General features: G+C 40.0%; 19 protein-coding genes. 12 read left to right on the plus strand and 7 right to left on the minus strand.

Features of this window, described 5'->3' with window-relative positions; genetic code table 11:
* The first annotated feature begins 163 nt into the window (after positions 1-163).
* From CE058_RS12250 to CE058_RS12280, 7 genes are all read left to right on the plus strand, one after another.
* Positions 164-961 (plus strand): ABC transporter permease, encoded by a 798-nt coding sequence (locus CE058_RS12250; RefSeq protein ID WP_163142948.1) that lies wholly within the window; start codon positions 164-166, stop codon positions 959-961.
* 84 nt (positions 962-1,045) lie between these two features.
* Positions 1,046-1,336 carry a hypothetical protein gene (locus tag CE058_RS12255; protein WP_048010673.1) on the plus strand — a complete coding sequence of 97 codons (291 nt, stop codon included), beginning with the start codon at positions 1,046-1,048 and terminating at the stop codon, positions 1,334-1,336.
* Between the two features lie 436 nt (positions 1,337-1,772).
* A complete protein-coding gene (locus CE058_RS12260; RefSeq protein WP_048010672.1) occupies positions 1,773-2,039 on the plus strand; it encodes a phosphocarrier protein HPr in 267 nt (88 codons plus the stop codon).
* Positions 2,039-3,754: a phosphoenolpyruvate--protein phosphotransferase gene (gene ptsP, locus CE058_RS12265; RefSeq protein WP_163142951.1), complete on the plus strand. Its 1,716-nt coding sequence runs from the start codon at positions 2,039-2,041 to the stop codon at positions 3,752-3,754. The genes CE058_RS12260 and ptsP overlap by 1 nt, the downstream gene beginning before the upstream one ends.
* 501 nt (positions 3,755-4,255) lie before the next feature.
* Positions 4,256-4,717, plus strand: a complete 462-nt coding sequence (locus CE058_RS12270) for a hypothetical protein (RefSeq protein WP_163142954.1) — start codon at positions 4,256-4,258, stop codon at positions 4,715-4,717.
* Between the two features lie 174 nt (positions 4,718-4,891).
* Positions 4,892-5,770, plus strand: coding sequence for an NAD(P)-dependent oxidoreductase (locus CE058_RS12275; protein ID WP_163142956.1), 879 nt, complete (start codon positions 4,892-4,894; stop codon positions 5,768-5,770).
* Positions 5,771-5,844: 74 nt separating this feature from the next.
* Positions 5,845-6,024: a hypothetical protein gene (locus CE058_RS12280; RefSeq protein WP_048010668.1), complete on the plus strand. Its 180-nt coding sequence runs from the start codon at positions 5,845-5,847 to the stop codon at positions 6,022-6,024.
* A gap of 98 nt (positions 6,025-6,122) precedes the next feature.
* Here the strand turns inward: CE058_RS12280 and CE058_RS12285 are convergent, their stop codons facing one another.
* Positions 6,123-7,277, minus strand: coding sequence for an aminotransferase A (locus CE058_RS12285; protein ID WP_163142959.1), 1,155 nt, complete (start codon positions 7,275-7,277; stop codon positions 6,123-6,125).
* 109 nt (positions 7,278-7,386) lie between these two features.
* On the minus strand, positions 7,387-7,590 hold the full coding sequence (locus CE058_RS12290) for a hypothetical protein (RefSeq protein ID WP_163142962.1): 204 nt from the start codon (positions 7,588-7,590) through the stop codon (positions 7,387-7,389).
* 278 nt (positions 7,591-7,868) lie between these two features.
* On the opposite strand from CE058_RS12290, the gene CE058_RS12295 reads away from it, so the two are divergent.
* From CE058_RS12295 to CE058_RS12310, 4 genes are all read left to right on the plus strand, one after another.
* Positions 7,869-8,399 carry an RDD family protein gene (locus CE058_RS12295; RefSeq protein ID WP_163142965.1) on the plus strand — a complete coding sequence of 177 codons (531 nt, stop codon included), beginning with the start codon at positions 7,869-7,871 and terminating at the stop codon, positions 8,397-8,399.
* Between the two features lie 108 nt (positions 8,400-8,507).
* Positions 8,508-8,972, plus strand: a complete 465-nt coding sequence (locus tag CE058_RS12300) for a DinB family protein (RefSeq protein WP_227886641.1) — start codon at positions 8,508-8,510, stop codon at positions 8,970-8,972.
* A gap of 45 nt (positions 8,973-9,017) precedes the next feature.
* Entirely contained in the window at positions 9,018-10,337 is a 1,320-nt protein-coding gene (locus tag CE058_RS12305; RefSeq protein WP_163142971.1) for an MFS transporter, read from the plus strand.
* Between the two features lie 247 nt (positions 10,338-10,584).
* On the plus strand, positions 10,585-11,490 hold the full coding sequence (locus CE058_RS12310) for a chemotaxis protein (RefSeq protein WP_163142974.1): 906 nt from the start codon (positions 10,585-10,587) through the stop codon (positions 11,488-11,490).
* 119 nt (positions 11,491-11,609) lie between these two features.
* Here the strand turns inward: CE058_RS12310 and CE058_RS12315 are convergent, their stop codons facing one another.
* The 5 genes from CE058_RS12315 to CE058_RS12335 all read right to left on the minus strand — a co-directional run bounded on the left by CE058_RS12315 (position 11,610) and on the right by CE058_RS12335 (position 15,699).
* Positions 11,610-12,095, minus strand: coding sequence for a YkyB family protein (locus tag CE058_RS12315; RefSeq protein ID WP_172581916.1), 486 nt, complete (start codon positions 12,093-12,095; stop codon positions 11,610-11,612).
* 78 nt (positions 12,096-12,173) lie between these two features.
* Positions 12,174-13,454 carry an MFS transporter gene (locus tag CE058_RS12320; RefSeq protein ID WP_159344899.1) on the minus strand — a complete coding sequence of 427 codons (1,281 nt, stop codon included), beginning with the start codon at positions 13,452-13,454 and terminating at the stop codon, positions 12,174-12,176.
* Positions 13,451-14,059 (minus strand): PadR family transcriptional regulator, encoded by a 609-nt coding sequence (locus CE058_RS12325; RefSeq protein WP_163142976.1) that lies wholly within the window; start codon positions 14,057-14,059, stop codon positions 13,451-13,453. The genes CE058_RS12320 and CE058_RS12325 overlap by 4 nt, the downstream gene beginning before the upstream one ends.
* 141 nt (positions 14,060-14,200) lie before the next feature.
* A complete protein-coding gene (locus CE058_RS12330; RefSeq protein WP_048010677.1) occupies positions 14,201-14,698 on the minus strand; it encodes a L,D-transpeptidase family protein in 498 nt (165 codons plus the stop codon).
* Positions 14,699-14,823: 125 nt separating this feature from the next.
* On the minus strand, positions 14,824-15,699 hold the full coding sequence (locus CE058_RS12335) for a metallophosphoesterase (protein WP_159344897.1): 876 nt from the start codon (positions 15,697-15,699) through the stop codon (positions 14,824-14,826).
* A gap of 429 nt (positions 15,700-16,128) precedes the next feature.
* Here CE058_RS12335 and fadH point away from each other — a divergent pair, with 429 nt between their 5' ends.
* A complete protein-coding gene (gene fadH, locus CE058_RS12340; protein ID WP_163142979.1) occupies positions 16,129-16,893 on the plus strand; it encodes a 2,4-dienoyl-CoA reductase in 765 nt (254 codons plus the stop codon).
* Positions 16,894-16,896 lie beyond the last annotated feature (3 nt).

The raw sequence follows: 16,896 nt of genomic DNA on the forward strand, positions 1-16,896 counted from the left end.
AATCGGGCTCGTAGTGTCGATTGATCGAAGCGCTAGCGGAGATCTTAGCGACACTAGAACGCGACTAACAATCAGTGGGGGATAAGGAAAGCCCCCACTGACTGAAGTTTCACTTTATCCCGGTCTGCGGAAGAGGTGGAGAAAACACCTATGGAGGAGTCTGATGGAAAATAGCTCAATTATTGATATTGAACTTTGGAGACTAATATCAGCTTACCTATTTGTGCTGCTTCTAATCTTAATCTTCAAGGTGAGAGGCATCGCACGTCAAAAAATGCTGGCAATGGCTGCTTTCAGAATGACACTTCAGCTTGTGATTGCAGGCTATGTATTAACCTATCTATTTGAACTTTCCGATCCGTTCTTAACGTTAGGTGTGATTTGTATTATGGAAGGTTTTGCAATTTACACAATCTATAAACAGGCTGGAGTCAGACTGTCAGTAAGCCTCAAAAAAACCATTGCGATTTCCATGATAACAGGTACAGCATTTTGTTTAATATTTTTTAATTTTGTTGTTATTCACTTTGAGCCCTGGTATGATCCCCGCTACTTCATTCCAATTGCAGGCATGATAATAGGCAACTCCATGACGGGCATCACGCTGAGTGTAAAGGAGCTTCTAAATTCCTTTACCACCCAAAGAGATATGATCGAGGGTGCCCTGATGCTTGGTGCTGAACCCAAAATTGCAGTTAAGCCATATGTTAATCATTCTTTTGATTCCGCTGTTCTGCCGACTATAAACAATATGCTTGGAATGGGCATCATTTTTTTGCCTGGTATGATGACCGGGCAGATATTATCGGGAGTAAGTCCATTGCTTGCGATTGAATATCAGATTGTCATTCTGCTGGGGATTTTGGGCAGTGTAGGTTTATCTGTAATTATATTTATCCTTCTATCTTATAAGAACTTTTTCAATCAGGATGCCCAATTTTTCCCTGAAGGAAAAAGCTAGTGTTTTTATTAGTCAAGCTCACAGCATTTCACCCTTCTTGCCCGCATATAATTGAGAAATTAATCAAAAAGGCGGGATTAACAAATGAAACATGAAAAAGAAAAAGCATACAGAGTGAAAAGCTTATCTCAGGATATCCTCGAGCACCTAATGGAAGACAACACAATTTATCGTCATGAAGACTTAAAACATGTAATAGAAATGCTGGCCCGATCCGTCTCAGATCTTGTTACACTCTATACGGAACGGGAAGCCGATCATGAAACGGCTCTAAAAGGGACTATTTCAAAAATGAGAATAGGCTATAATGTACTTCAATACAAAGAAACATCAAAGATGGTTAGAAAACAAGATAAGTACCATCAAATGCCATAGATTTAAAGAAAAATATAACTGAGTAGAAATCCTTGGCAAATGTAAGCGTTTTACTCAAAAAAATGTGAACAAACGTTAAAAATTAAGGGTTTTTCATTGTCTAAATGAATGTGAAATGCTATTCTTTTGTCTGAGATGTAAGTTGTCCGATGACTTAATTACAGCCCGGTAATCTTACCTGATTCTATGGAAGTGTTCGAAAAGCAGAGAAGCTTCGAGAGGAAATGATTGACTAATTTTCTCAGCCTTTTTGAACAACTATATACATGAATAATAGGGCATTGGAAAAAATAAAACAGCATATAGGACGGAATATAACGGTTTCATCCTACTGCTGGTTTTGCTGAAAAAACTCCAGTTCCCGTCATTAAGTTCGTGAGGCAACGCCTTGCACATCTTAATTCATATTCAATAATACGAAGGAGATTGATCTCATATGGTACAAAAACAATTTAATGTAACTGCAGAAACAGGAATTCACGCTCGTCCAGCAACAATGCTTGTACAAGCTGCAAGCAAATTTGACTCAGAAATTCACCTTGAATATAAAGAAAAGAAAGTAAACCTAAAATCAATTATGGGCGTTATGTCTTTAGGTGTTGGACAAGGTGCCGATATTACAATTATTGCTGAAGGCAGCGATGAACAGGATGCTCTTAACAGCCTTGAAGAAACATTGAAAAAAGAAGGATTGGCTGAATAATGAGCTTTTTAAATGGTATTGCGGCGTCAAGCGGTATTGCTATTGCCAAGGCTTACCGTTTGGTTGAGCCGGATCTCTCTTTTGATAAAGTAACAGTCGAAAATGCTGGACAGGAAGTGGAACGCTTTCAATCAGCCTTAGCTGAATCTAAAGGTGAATTGGAAGTAATTCGCGACAATGCCCATAAAGAGCTGGGTGCAGATAAAGCAGCTATTTTTGATGCTCATCTTCTAGTATTGAGTGATCCGGAATTAATTTCGCCAATTGAAGATAAAATCAAAACAGAAAATGTAAACGCTGAATCTGCTTTAAAAGAGACTGCGGATATGTTCATTACTATGTTTGAACAAATGGACAATGAATACATGAAAGAGCGTGCAGCGGATATCCGTGACGTAACGAAACGTGTACTTTCACATTTGCTCGGAGTACAAGTAGTGAATCCCAGCACGATTGCAGAAGAAGTTATCATCATCGCTGAAGACTTGACACCATCCGATACTGCTCAGTTAAATCGCCAGTTCGTTAAAGGATTTACAACTGACATTGGCGGAAGAACATCTCACTCTGCCATTATGGCCCGTTCCATGGAAATTCCAGCAGTAGTTGGAACAAAGGATTCTACGAAGCAAATTAATAATGGCGATATGGTTATCGTGGATGGATTAAAAGGTTTGGTACATATTAATCCGACCCCGGAGGCTATCGCTGAATACAAAGAAGAGCATCGAAAATTCGAGGAGCAAAAAGCAGAGTGGGCCAAGCTTGTCAATGAGAAATCAGTGACAGCTGATGGCCATCATGTTGAATTGGCTGCCAATATTGGTACTCCTAAAGACTTGAAGGGTGTAGTTGAAAATGGCGGAGAAGGCGTTGGTCTTTACCGTACGGAATTTTTATATATGGGAAGAGATCAGCTTCCAACAGAAGAGGAGCAGTTTGAATCCTACAAAGCTGTACTCGAAGGAATGAGCGGAAAACCGGTTGTAGTCCGCACACTGGATATCGGGGGGGATAAGGAGCTTCCTTATCTTAATCTTCCAAAGGAAATGAACCCATTCCTTGGCTTCCGTGCTATTCGCCTATGTCTGGAAGAACAGGATATGTTCAGGACGCAATTAAGGGCTTTATTAAGAGCAAGTACTTATGGAAACCTGAAAATCATGTTCCCTATGATTGCCACTCTTGATGAATTCCGTCAGGGTAAAGCAATCCTTGAAGAAGAAAAACAGAAGCTTGTTAGTGAAGGCACACAAGTTGCCGATAACATTGAAATTGGCATTATGGTTGAAATTCCTTCAACTGCTGTTATGGCTGAGCAATTCGCTAAAGAAGTCGATTTCTTCAGTGTAGGCACAAATGATCTAATTCAGTACACTATGGCTGCAGACCGTATGAATGAGCGTGTTTCTTACCTTTACCAGCCGTATAATCCTGCGATTCTGCGTTTGGTTAAAATGGTAATTGACGCAGCGCACAAAGAAGGAAAATGGGCTGGCATGTGCGGTGAAATGGCTGGAGACGAAACGGCAATTCCATTGCTGCTGGGATTAGGTCTTGACGAGTTCTCCATGAGCGCTACATCAATTCTTAAAGCCCGTTCTCAAATCAGCCGTCTGAACAAAAAGGACATGGAAGCCCTGGCTGAAAAAGCGCTTCATATGAATACAGCTGAAGAAGTAGTCCAAGCTGTAAAAGAAACAGCTAACCTGTAATCAAACTGTAATATTTTGTGAGTTTTAAATATAATCTCGCGGGTAAATTAGAAGTAAGCACTTAGGTCAGACTTAACTAAGCTGATCATTCTCATTTTCCCCCCTTTTTAAACCGGCCTATTAAGGCCGGTTTATTTTTTGCTTTTACCGGTTCTCAGTCCTAAGGATGACTTAAATCACATCTTATGGATGTTATCCGAAATAAGAAACTCTCCTATAATAAAGCTACAACAACAAAAAGGAGAGATGGAAAATGGTTACCATAATAATCAGCTTTCTCTTTCATGATCGATATAGATGTATTAAAGAAAAACAGCAGAACGACTTATATGAGAAACAAAGCGCATTTTTAAGCCGCGTTCTGCACTAAAGAAGCCTGAGAAGGGCTTCTTTTAATTCATGCTAATTTCTGTTATTTCCAAAGATTAGAATTAAGTTTTACAGATTGGGGTTTATTGTCAGGCGGTAAAGGAAAAGGTAATGAAAAAGGAGGAATTTTTCATGAATAAAAAAACAATTAGCCTAATGCTCACCGCCCTATTGGCATTGCTTCTGTCAGGCTGCATGCAGGGTACACAGAATTCAATCGTCAATAGTCATGCTGAAGCCCTGCTGACTAAAAACAATGAGCTGCAGTTCCGGTTTAAAATTAATGATAAAATTCTTTCGGAAGAAGAATTATACAAGGTGAAAGTTACCATACATAATGAAAAACTGGCTGCTGCCCTGGGAACGGATGAGTTTGTTTACGGGGAGGACACTATTATTAATGGGGAATATATAGAAGTAAATAATGAAAAGGGGAACTATATTTTTATGAATCCCATTCCTCTTACTCAGGACTTGCATGTGTTCGAAATAGAAAAAATGATTGTGAATGAAGATGCAGTTTCCGTCGAAATTATAAATGAGGATGAAGTGGTAGCGAGAGCATTCTTAAACAATTTTTCATCTCAGCTTTAAAAGGTGTTTTATTTTAACCTGAGTTGGGTATTATAAATTACGCGCATAAAATTGGGGATGGATCAGGTATTTGCCTGGTCTTTTGTCGTTTTGTAAATCCTAATATTTTTATTCAAACAAAAGTAATGGTAGAATTAAAATAAAAAATTCAGATATTTCAAGGGAGAGGGTACCATGGTTTCACCTGAAAATACAGTTATCGGGTTTGTAGGAACAGGGGTTATGGGCAAGAGCATGGCGGGACACCTGTTGAAAGCCGGCTATCCGTTAGTCGTGTATACAAGAACCAAAGAAAAAGCCTCTGAACTGATAGAGAAGGGGGCAGAGTGGGCAGAGACTCCTGCAGCAGTTGCAAAGAAAGCAAATGTTATTATTACCATTGTTGGTTATCCCGCAGATGTAGAGGAAGTGTATCTCGGGGAAAATGGCATTATCACAAATGGCAGAGAAAATACATATGTAATTGACATGACCACCTCTACACCTACATTAGCCAAAAGGATATATGAAGAAGCACGCAAAATCGGCATATATGCAATAGATGCCCCTGTTTCAGGCGGAGATATCGGCGCAAGGGATGCAAAGCTTTCAATAATGGCAGGAGGAGACAGGGACGCATTTCTGGCTGTAGAACCGATTTTCAATCTCCTCGGAACGAATATCGTTTATCAAGGAAATGCGGGAGCCGGACAGCATACGAAAATGTGCAATCAAATTGCGATAGCATCCAATATGATAGGGGTGTGTGAAGCCGTTGTTTATGCTGAAAAAGCAGGTTTGGACCCGAAAACAGTGCTTCAAAGCATAACATCTGGAGCCGCAGGCAGCTGGTCCTTATCCAATCTGGCACCTAGAATGATTGAGGGAAACTTTGAACCGGGCTTTTATATTAAACATTTCATAAAAGACATGAATATAGCCTTAAATGAAGCAGAAGCAATGGGGATGATGACTCCGGGACTCTCGCTCGCAAAGAAAATGTATGCTGAGCTTGCTGAAAACGGAGAAGAAAACAGCGGTACACAGGCATTATATAAATATTGGGAAAAGTGATAAGCCCCATTTTATGAATAAACCCTCTTTTTTCACTTCAAACTAATAAAGAAAGTGAAAAGGGGGTTAGACAGTTGGCTAAAAGAAACAAGAAAAATGATCCTCAGCAGAAGAACAAAAAAGGTTTCGATTCTGCTGCCATTGATTCTGAATTCTCTCACGAATTTGGAAGTGCTGATACAAATAAAATTCAGAAGGATAAAGCTAAAAAAGAAAAAGCGTCAAAAAACAACGGGGAATATCAGGGGCAATAGTAGCAAAAAGGCAGGCTGGAGCTTGCCTTTTTGCTTTTTTAATGGAATATACGAAAAAAAGCGCCCATCTCTTTAAACAAGGATGGGCGCTTAGATATTTACATTTTTATGCCTTCCAGATACTTTTCGATCCGGTTAAGCCCTTCCTTTAATGTGTCCATGGAATAGGCAAAAGATATTCGGAAATAGCCTTCTCCATATGAGGAAAATGCACTGCCCGGAACTACTGCAACTCCTGCCTCTTCAACAAGCGAAAGGGCAAATTCAAAGGAGGGGATGGAACCATCCGGTATTTTTATAAAAAAGTAAAAGGCGCCATCAGGTTTGACTACATCCAGATTCATTTGTACTAATCGCTCATAAACATAGTCACGGCGCTTGGCATATTCCCGTCTCATTGGCAGGGCGTCGTCGATCCCTGCTGTCAATGCTTCAAGAGCCGCCATTTGGGAGACAGATGCTGCACAAGTCACATTATACTGATGAACCTTCAAGATATGCTTTGCCAGATTTTCCGGAGCGAATAATAGCCCAATGCGCCAGCCTGTCATTGAATGGGATTTGGATAAACCATTAATGACCACTGTTTGCTCCCTTAAAAGGGAAGCGATTGAGTGGTGGGTGTGATCATAGATCAGTTCGCTGTAAATTTCATCAGCAAGGATAAAGATATCTTTGCCCTTAACAAGAGCTGCAATTTGATCAAGTTCCTCCAGTGTCAGGCTGACACCTGTCGGATTCGATGGGTATGGAAGAACAATGCACCTTGTTTTTTCACTCAGTTGTTTCGAGATTATATCAGCAGTAAATCTGAATTTGTTTTTCGAAATATCAGTATGTACCGGAACTGCACCGCAAAGTTTTATGATTGGCTCATATCCGGGATAAACAGGACCAGGCAGGATTACTTCCGATCCTTCGTCCAAAATTGTCCGGAAGGCAATATCAATTGCTTCACTCGCTCCCGATGTCACAATGACTTCAGATTCAGGGTTATATGTAAGGTTATATTTTGTTTTTACAAAAGAAGCTGCAGCTTCACGCAATCGAATATCGCCCGCATTGTGTGTGTAGGAGGTAAAGTTTTCATCGATTGCCTGTTTTGCTGCTTCTTTAACATGCAGCGGCGTAGGGAAGTCAGGCTGTCCAATTGTAAGAGAAATCATATCTTTGGTGCCGGCAACCATATTGAAAAACCTTCTGATTCCGGAAATTTCTATGTCCTTCACTCTTTGGTTGATTAAATGTTCCAATGTATTCACCTCGCATCATCATACTGTTTATTCTAACACTTTGGTACAGCAGTAAACAGTAAAAAATAAAACAGGCCCTGAGTTCTATTCAGAGCCTGCAAAAATATAATTAGTATCCGTAATCCCAATCAACTTCATCTTCATGCCATAAAACCGGGTATACTGCACCAAAGTCGATTACTTTATTTTCTATATGACAATGACAATGTTTATCGCCGCATTGATCTTTCATTTCCTCAAACACTGAATGTTCCACATTTTCAAGAATCGTAACTTTATTTTCATCATGGTAAAGGATTGCTGTACCTTTCATGCCTGATTGCACCTCTTTTTTTATTTATGTAAAACCTTGCTTTCTGCTTTACAGACTTATTTTATGCCTTGAGTAAAAGGGTGTCTACAGTGTTAGAAGAGTGTTCACAGAATAGTCAAGATGAAAACGTTTTAAAAAAATATTTGATGAAAATAAATCTGTGTAAGATTTTACAAATAGTTGAATATAATTCATTTAGAGATTAACATTAGTAGATAGTGGAAACTATATTTTTAGTTTATAAGTTTCCTGCTTAATTAATTTAAGGAGGTTTTTAAGTGGAGACATCTTTAGAGAAGCAGCCTTATGAAAGCACAAAGGAATATGGCGGATTCTGGCTCAGATTTGCGGCCTATTTAATTGATTCTATTATTGTTGGAATCCCGCTTACCATTCTAAGCATCGTTATTTTTATGATCTTCTTTGGCACTTCTGACGCTTTTAACACGATGATAAGTGACCCATCTTATATGGAAGCAGAAATGACGGATGCAGAAGCTCTTGCATTCATGGGGTCATATTTTGGTGCAATTGGAGTAACTTTTATTGTCAATCTTGTCATCGCTGTTGCCTATTTTGCAGGCCTGCATGCATCCGCATGGCAGGGTACTGTTGGGAAAAAGCTGCTGGGAATAAAAGTGACTGACTTAAACGGTAATCGCATTTCCTTCTGGAGAGCGCTTGGGAGATATTTGGCCATGGCCATCTTGTCTGGAATTTTCCTTATTGGATACATCATTGCTGCCTTTACAGAGAAAAAACAGGCACTGCACGATTTAATTGCCGGCACAGTTGTAGTAAAAAAATAACTCAAAAAGAGCTGTATGGCCTAGCTGCTATACAGCTTTTTGAGGATCAGGACTAAAAAGGATTTATTGATTGCATGCAGAATATATTTTTAGAAAGGGAGGATGAAAATGCAAAAGAAGGACATTATTACTCATTATGAATCTTTTTCAGTGTGGCTTGAGTCTTTAAAAGAGCTTGACCAGAAAACCTGGCTAAAGCCTGTTAAAGAAGGAAAATGGGCGGTTGCCGCAGTAGTTGCCCATCTGTTATTTTGGGATAGATATTCCCTTGAGAAGCGTTTCCCATTTTTTAAAGAGGGTGCGGAGCTTGAGAGCTATCCTGACTTTCAGTATGTGAATGATGCTGCCGCAGAATATGCTCAAAAGCATGCACAACTGGAAATTATTGAAGAACTATTATCAGTCAGAGAAAAATTCCTTCATATACTTGAAGGAATGACTGAAGAAAAACTGGATACAGCATTTACAATAGGCAGCACTGCCTTAACTGTGCGTGATTATTTTGCTGATTTTATAGAACATGACATTCACCATAAAAAGCAAATTATCCAGGCTGCCGGCATCAGGGTTTAATATGCGGTGACAGTCTCACTGTTTTTACATTAAGGAGCTGATGGCATGGAAATAGAGAAAACGGAGCTCAAGAAGCCGGGGAAATTTAATTCCCTGCGCCTGTATATGACCCTGCCGATTGTATCATGGGCACTATATGATTTTGCGAATACCATTTTTTCATCCAATATTAATACGATATTTTTTCCTTTTTACCTGCAGGAAGTAATAGGGGAGAATGAAGTTTTAAATCAGATTGCAAGTACTTTTATATCTTATTCTAATGCATTGGCAAGCTTTTTTCTTGTCCTGTTTTCACCCTTGTTCGGAGTTATGATAGACAGGACAGGAAGAAAAAAGAAATATATAGTGATCTTTACGCTTATTACTGTCATGGCAACGATATTGATGGGTGTTTTTGCATCCAGCCAGATTAGCGGGAAAATATTTGGGCTGCCTGTTTACCTTGCACTTGTTATTATTTGTTTTATTATTGCAAAGTTTTTTTTCCATTCCAGTCTGGTGTTTTACGATGCAATGATTTCAGACATGGGAACAAAGCAGGATATTCCGCTGATATCAGGCTTTGGAGTAGCTGTCGGCTATATTGGAACCCTTGTAGGCCTGACTGTCTATTTATTTGTAGGTGATGACGGTTTTCACGAATCTTTCATACCAACTGCTATTTTATTTCTGGTGTTTTCACTGCCGCTGTTTTTCTTTGTAAAAGATAAGCCCCTACAGGCAAAAGAAAAACAAACATTTTTATCAGGCTATAAGGAAGTTTGGAAGACTTTTAAAGAAATGAAACATTATAAATCAATTTTCACTTTCATGATTGCTTATTTTTTCTTAAATGATGCAATTGCCACCACGATTGCGATGATGGCCGTTTATGCAAAAACAATTGTCGGCTTTACCACTGGCAAATTCATTTTGTTATATCTGGTTTCCACGGTGTCCAGTATAATTGGTTCTTTTGTATTTGGCTATATAACCAAGGCGAAAGGGGCAAATAAAGCGGTTAAGTATGTTGGAATCCTTCTTCTTGTTGCATTGGCAATTGCGGTTGGCGCTGTCAATGAAGCAATGTTCTGGATTGCAGGGAGCATGTTTGGGGTTGCCCTCGGTTCCATGTGGGTAACTACAAGGACGTATATTGTGGAATTAACTCCTGAGAATAAAAGAGGACAGTTTTTTGGTTTGTTTGCATTTTCAGGAAAAGTATCATCCATTATTGGTCCGCTCATTTACGGAAGCATTACACTGATCTTCGCAAGCTACGGAAACATGGCGAGCAGAATGGCTTTAGGCTCATTAATGATTTTGACTATAATCGGACTGTTCGTTCATTCAAAAATTAAAGACGACAGCATTCCTGAATAACCGTACATCTTGTATAGCATTTTAGAAGCAGGCCGCTCCAGGCTTGCTTTTTATTGTTTAAGCATTACAGACTTCTGCTGCAGAATGAGGGCTTATTACAAAAAATATCAAATTTCAATAAGAAATTTTACCCATTCATGGTATATTAATAGAGAAAAAGAATCAAATGGCATGCGCTCTGCTATAGGAGACATAATTTGAAGCACCGATTTAGATATAGGCAGATGAAAAAGGAAGGGCGAAAAAAGTGAATCAGAAAAAAGGCATCTTACTTGAAAGCGGAACGAATGAACTTGAAATTGTTGAATTTTCAATAGGCAGGAATAAATTCGGCATTAATGTGATTAAAGTAAAGGAAATCATAAACCCTGTACAGGTCACTCCTGTCCCTCATTCTCATAGAAATATTGAAGGAATCATTGAACTGAGGGGTGAGGTGCTTCCTGTAGTTGATGTAGCTTCCTCATTGAAAATGGCTCCATCGCAAGCCCCACAGCAGGATAAGTTTATTGTTACAGAGTTTAATCAGCAGAAAATTGTTTTTCATGTTCATAATGTCTCGAAAATTCACCGTATTTCCTGGAACCAAATTGAAAAACCATCTGAAATGTACCAGGGACAGGAAAGCCAGATTATCGGAATCATTAAGCTTGGTGAAGAAATGGTCCTGCTGCTTGATTTTGAAAAAATGGTCACTGAAATTAATCCTGATACAGGGATCAGCATCCAGAAGGTTCAAAAACTTGGAAAGCGTGAAAGATCTGATAAGAACCTGATTATTGCAGAGGATTCTCCACTATTAAGAAAGCTTTTGAACGATACATTAAATGAAGCGGGCTTTTCCCGAGTTGAATTTTTTGAGAACGGTTATGAGGCTTATAAATATCTGCATTCATTAGCAGAATCCGGACGGAATGTCACTGATGAAGTACAGCTCATAATCACTGATATCGAAATGCCTCAAATGGACGGCCATCACCTCACAAAGAAGGTGAAAGATCACCCGATGCTTGCAGAAATCCCGGTAATTATTTTTTCTTCATTGATTACCGAAGATCTTCGCCATAAAGGTCAAATGGTTGGGGCAGATGTACAGGTGAGCAAGCCTGAAATTGCAGAATTAGTGCTATTAATTGATCAGCATGCGTTATAAGGCATAACAAAAAAAGCTGGAGTTTACATTCCGGCTTTTGGTATTTTGATAACTGTCTAGCTCCAGCGCCTACCCCCTCGAGGTCGACGGGGGTGAACAGGCGCTTCCGCTTTTCTTGATTAAAAGTAACTTTCTCCTAATTTCTTAAATACAGGCTTTTGATAGCGCTGTTTTTTTTCATTCGGCGGGCTATTAAGCTCTTTTAGTCCTGTATATGACATTAGCAATTTTTTCGCTGCGTTAAGTGATAAGGAGGACTTAGGATTTCGGACGAAGGAATCCAGCTTGCCCAAATGGGGAAGCTCAGAAAAATCCTCTTTAGAGGGCGGGAGATGGAAAGAATAGTTCCCGCACTTTACAAGAACATCTGATTGCTGCTGGCTATTTTTGGGATTGCCGGAATAGTGCAGGCCTGCTTTTTGGGCTTTACCTTCTTTGATCAGCTTGTGCAGTGCATCGTGCTTTAATTTATACAAAAATTTAGGACTTGGTGCTGTCTTTGCATGGCGGTTAACGGTGAAGATGGCTTGAGAGAGGTTTTCAACCGTTGGCTGCAGATGGGGATATTGTTTCTTATCAGAATTCAATTTCCAATCTCCTTTCATATTTTAAAGGGGTATAAACATATTATACCCCTATTAGTCAATAAAACCAACTTAGGATAGGGCTTATATTAGAAAAGCTTATCCATCCAGCTGCTTTCCGCCTATGGACTGTAAGGATCCTGATTTTTTCCATATAACTATGAGCATGGTGAAGCCTAATAATGTCGTTGCCATACCAGCGCCAATCATAACAAAAGAGACACCCAGCTGTTTGGCAAGAAGAGCTCCGGCTGCAGGTGCTATAAGCATGGAAAAAGTCTGCAGGGACATGGCGGCAGCAGAAACTCTGCCCATCATTTGCTTCGGTGTTTCAGATTGAAGAACATAGCCGTAGGGGACGGATTCTCCCGCCCCTAAAAGGCCTAAAAAACATGCACCGATTATCCAGGCCAATTGTGGTAAATTAAGAAAACCTAAGCCTCCAAGCCCAACAGCTGCTATAAAAATGCCGCTTAATATGGCTGAAGAACTCATTAAATGGATGGGTTTCCGGTTCCACCCTGTCCATTGGCCCAGCAATAGTGAACCCGCAACACTTCCTGCTCCCACTGCACTTATCAGCAATCCAAAATTCCCCTCATTGAATCCTATCTGCTTTGCAATAAAAACAAATAACCCATCATAAAGGAAAATAATGAAAAACGCTGCAGAAGAAAGAATAATCGAGATCTTTAAAAGGGGAGTATGAAAAATATGTTTGATGCCTTCAGAGAAATCTTTCCAAAATTCCCCTTTGCCTGTTTGGTCGCCAGCCATTTTTTTATCTGACTCCTCAAAGGACTTTAAGCTGGGAAGAAACAGCAGAAAAATTACAGCTATAAAGAACCCTGCTGCTTCGAACAGAAATGGACTTTTTGGTCCAAAAACAGCTATAATCCCTCCTCCTAATGCGGGCCCCGCAATTTTCATTGTGTTGACTGAAAGCTGGCTAAGAGTTACTGCTTCAGGCAGCATGCTTTCAGGTACAATCATACGGATGGCACTCTGCCTTGCAGGATCATAAAGTGCTGATACGGTTCCTTTTAAAAACACAAATAATAGCAGAATGTATAGGTTAGGAGAGTAAAATAAACCTGCTACAAAGACTATTCTTAAAAGGAGGCAAACAATCATAACTGCTTTCTTGGGCATTCTGTCCACAAACACACTTGCAAATGGGCCAATGATGACCCAGGGAAGACCGAGAACTATAATGACAGAGGCAATTGCCGTTTCATCCAGACCCCAGTGATAAGCGACAATAACCTGCAAAGCAATTAAATCCAGCCAGTTCCCCAAGTCTGAAAATAACTGGGCGCCAAAAAGTGCGCGAAAGGATTTTAGCTTGAGCGGTTTAAAAATACCTGGTTTCGCTGTCAATTCCCTTCATCCCTTCCGATGGCCATCCTTCTCCTGTTCAGAAGCTTTTCAGTATTGCCATGAGGATCCTGGCCATCTGGTAAATTATCTTTTTGCAGCGCTTCGATTGATTCATCGATCCATTTTATTTCTGTTTCCAGCTTCATTTCTGCATATCGGATCGAGAGGGTGCCAAGCTTGCTGACATAGGAATAACCATTTCTCGGCCACTCCTTTACGAATTTAAGAATATCTGAAGCTTCTTCTTTTCTTTTTAATAAGTGGCTGATTAACACTTCATTATCCATATCTTCATGCCAGGTTGACATTTTCATTAGCAGTTCATCTTTAATCACGGGGAAAGAAGGAGGTGTCTTCAACCAATTTTCAAACTCCTTCCAGCCTTTAGCAGTAAGCTCATACATTTTTTTCTTTCTTCCTTCATCTTCCTGTTCGATTGCATAGATAAATCCTTCTGCCTCAAGCTTTTTTAATTTTGGGTATATGCTCCCATAGCTCATTCCCCAGTAAAGACCAGCAGCTTTGTGTTCAAATTCTGATTTAATTGTATATCCTGTGCTGGGCCAAAAGCTTAATACCGCAAGGATGGTATGTTCTATAGACAAGATTGCAACTCCTTTCAATGTATCAACACGATATATTACTTTGATATATCAATATGATATGTTGTGTTAATAATAAAATCAACAAAAAATAAAAAACTTTCGCAATTTTTTAGCGAAAGTTTTGTTAAGGGACGATAATCTCTATGGTTGTATTATTACCCTTGTGCCATTTGGTACTATGCGTGACAATTGGAGGACATCCTGGTTATACATTCGTATACAGCCTTTGGAAACAGATTGGCCAATTGAGGAAGGGTTATTGGTTCCGTGGATTCCGTAGCCGTACTTTGACAGGGAAAGCCACATGACCCCATATGGACCGCCGGGGTCTGGTTCTCTGTTCACAATTACAAACTCTCCAATTGGGGTCTGCGTCAGCATTTTTCCCACCGCAATGGGATAGACTTTTTGTACAGCACCGTTAGATAAAAGTGTTAAGCTTTTTTTGCCTCTTGAAACTATGATTGTATATGGTATGGAATCCGGTTCAGGCAGTCCTGGTATTATTATTCGCTGGCCGGGATAAATCAGTCCGGGATTTACAATGGCAGGGTTTGCCGCCAAAAGCTCGCTTAATGGGCGGCGGTAATTTTGGGCAATGACAGACATTGTTTCACCGGGCTTTACAATATGGTAAATAGCAGCCACCTCTTTCTGAAAAGGTTTATTTAAATATATGCCTGAGAAAATCATCTTGTAACTTATTGCTTAAATAATGTCCTGAATGCAGCAAAAAAGGGAAAGCTGCAATGATTTGCTTTCCCTTACTTGCCGCTGTCGGATTGAAGGGTAAACACCGTCAGTTCCGGTTTGGATAAAAAGCGGAAGGGCAGACGGGTTGTCCCAAGCCCTCTGTTTACATAAAGAGTTAATGGATTTTGACTGCCAATTTCATAGAAACCTTCATAGTATCTTTCAGCATGTGGAGGTTTAACTAAGGCTCCAAAGAACGGCAGTTTAATTTGGCCGCCATGACTATGACCGCTCAACTGCAGATTTATGCTGAAGGCTGAGGCTGCATCTGCTAAATCCGGTGCGTGGGATAATAAAATATTATATGATCCACCGTTCATATTTTCGCTGGCAAGCTTTATGTCCGGCCTTCCGAGCATGGCATCGTCAATGCCTATAATCCCGATGCTGCTTCCGGAAAACTCGAGTTTGCGATTTTCATTCAGTAAAAGAATAAAGCCGGATTCTTCCATAATGGACTTATAGATATCTGAACCATAGCCCCCGTGGTCATGATTCCCATAAATAGCAAACCTGCCGAGAGGTGCTTGAATTTTTTTCAGGAGCGGTGCTATTTGGTCTGCTTTTTGATATTTATTGGGTTCATCCATCAGGTCACCTGTAAAGAAAACAATATCTGGCTTCAGGCTGTTTATCTTTTCAATCAATTCTTCCAGCTGTTTCAGGTCATAATGAAAGCCTAGATGGGTGTCGCTGAATTGGATGATTTTTTTATTATCGAACGCTTGAGGAATTGCGCTGTCAGAGATTTTGTAGTTTGTGATTTCCAGGAGCCGGGGCTCAATATCCCGTGCATAATAATAGCCGCCTGCACTAATACCAAACATAGCAGCAAAAAAGCCGAGAGCTCTTTTTAAAAAAGATCTTCTGGACACTTTTTTCGCCATTGGGCATACCAACCTATCTATATAAATTTTTCTGGAGTCTGCATGAGAAGAGAGTTATAACCTTTTCATACAGTATCTTTAATACTATCAAACTATCCTATTAAAAAGAAGAATTAACTATGCTTGTTTTTATCCTTCATTTTCATTTAAATAAAGGGCTGTTTTCGCAAGGTTTGCTGCTTTTCTGTATCTTATTTACTGAGTTGATTGGAGAGGAAGGTGCGAAATCCTCGAGGAGCTTATTCAACGTCCAGCGGGAGTAGCTGGCAGGCTGGAGCGGAAATCAACGGACAACATTGAAAGATGAAAACCAACAATATATACGAAAAGAGCCAAATTAATTTAATTTATAAATAATAGTTCGAAAATTCTCTATTTAATGGTAAAATGTAAATGAATGATCATTCATTTTTTGAGAGGGGAATTAGAATGAAGAATAAAACAGTCATTGTTACCGGCGGTTCCAGCGGCATGGGGAAGTATATGGCAAAGAGGTTTGCTGAAGCCGGAGCCAATGTGGTGATAACAGGAAGAAACCCGGAACGCCTGGAGGCAGCAAAAGCTGAAATTGAGACAGCCAATGGACAAGTTTTAACCATTCAAATGGATGTCCGTGAGATTGAACATGTTAAACATATGCTAAATGAAACACTGAGTACATTTGGGCAAGTTGATTTTCTCGTTAATAATGCTGCAGGAAATTTTATTTGCCCTGCAGAGCAGCTGAGTGCAAATGGATGGAATTCTGTTATTAATATTGTCCTGAATGGAACCTTTTATTGTTCAAGCGAAGTCGGTAAATACTGGATTGAAAAGGGGATTAAGGGAAGCATAATCAATATGGTGGCTACATATGCATGGGACGCCGGTGCGGGAGTCATACACTCGGCTGCCGCAAAAGCAGGAGTATTATCCATGACAAGAACATTGGCTGTCGAATGGGGAAGAAAATATGGTATCAGGGTAAATGCCATAGCTCCAGGTCCAATTGAAAGGACAGGGGGGGCTGACAGGCTGTGGGAATCGGAGGAAGCTGCAAGAAGGACACTTCAAAGTGTACCGCTTGGCAGGCTTGGGAAGCCGGAGGAAATTGCAGAATTGGCCTTCTTCCTTTTCTCAGAACATGCAGGTTATATTAATGGGGAGTGCATCACAATGGATGGCGGCCAGTGGCTAAACCAGTTTCCGTTTTAATGT

Source organism: Bacillus sp. 22-7 (genome assembly GCF_010628845.1).
In the GTDB taxonomy this organism is placed as follows: Bacteria; Bacillota; Bacilli; order Bacillales; family Cytobacillaceae; genus Cytobacillus; species Cytobacillus firmus_B.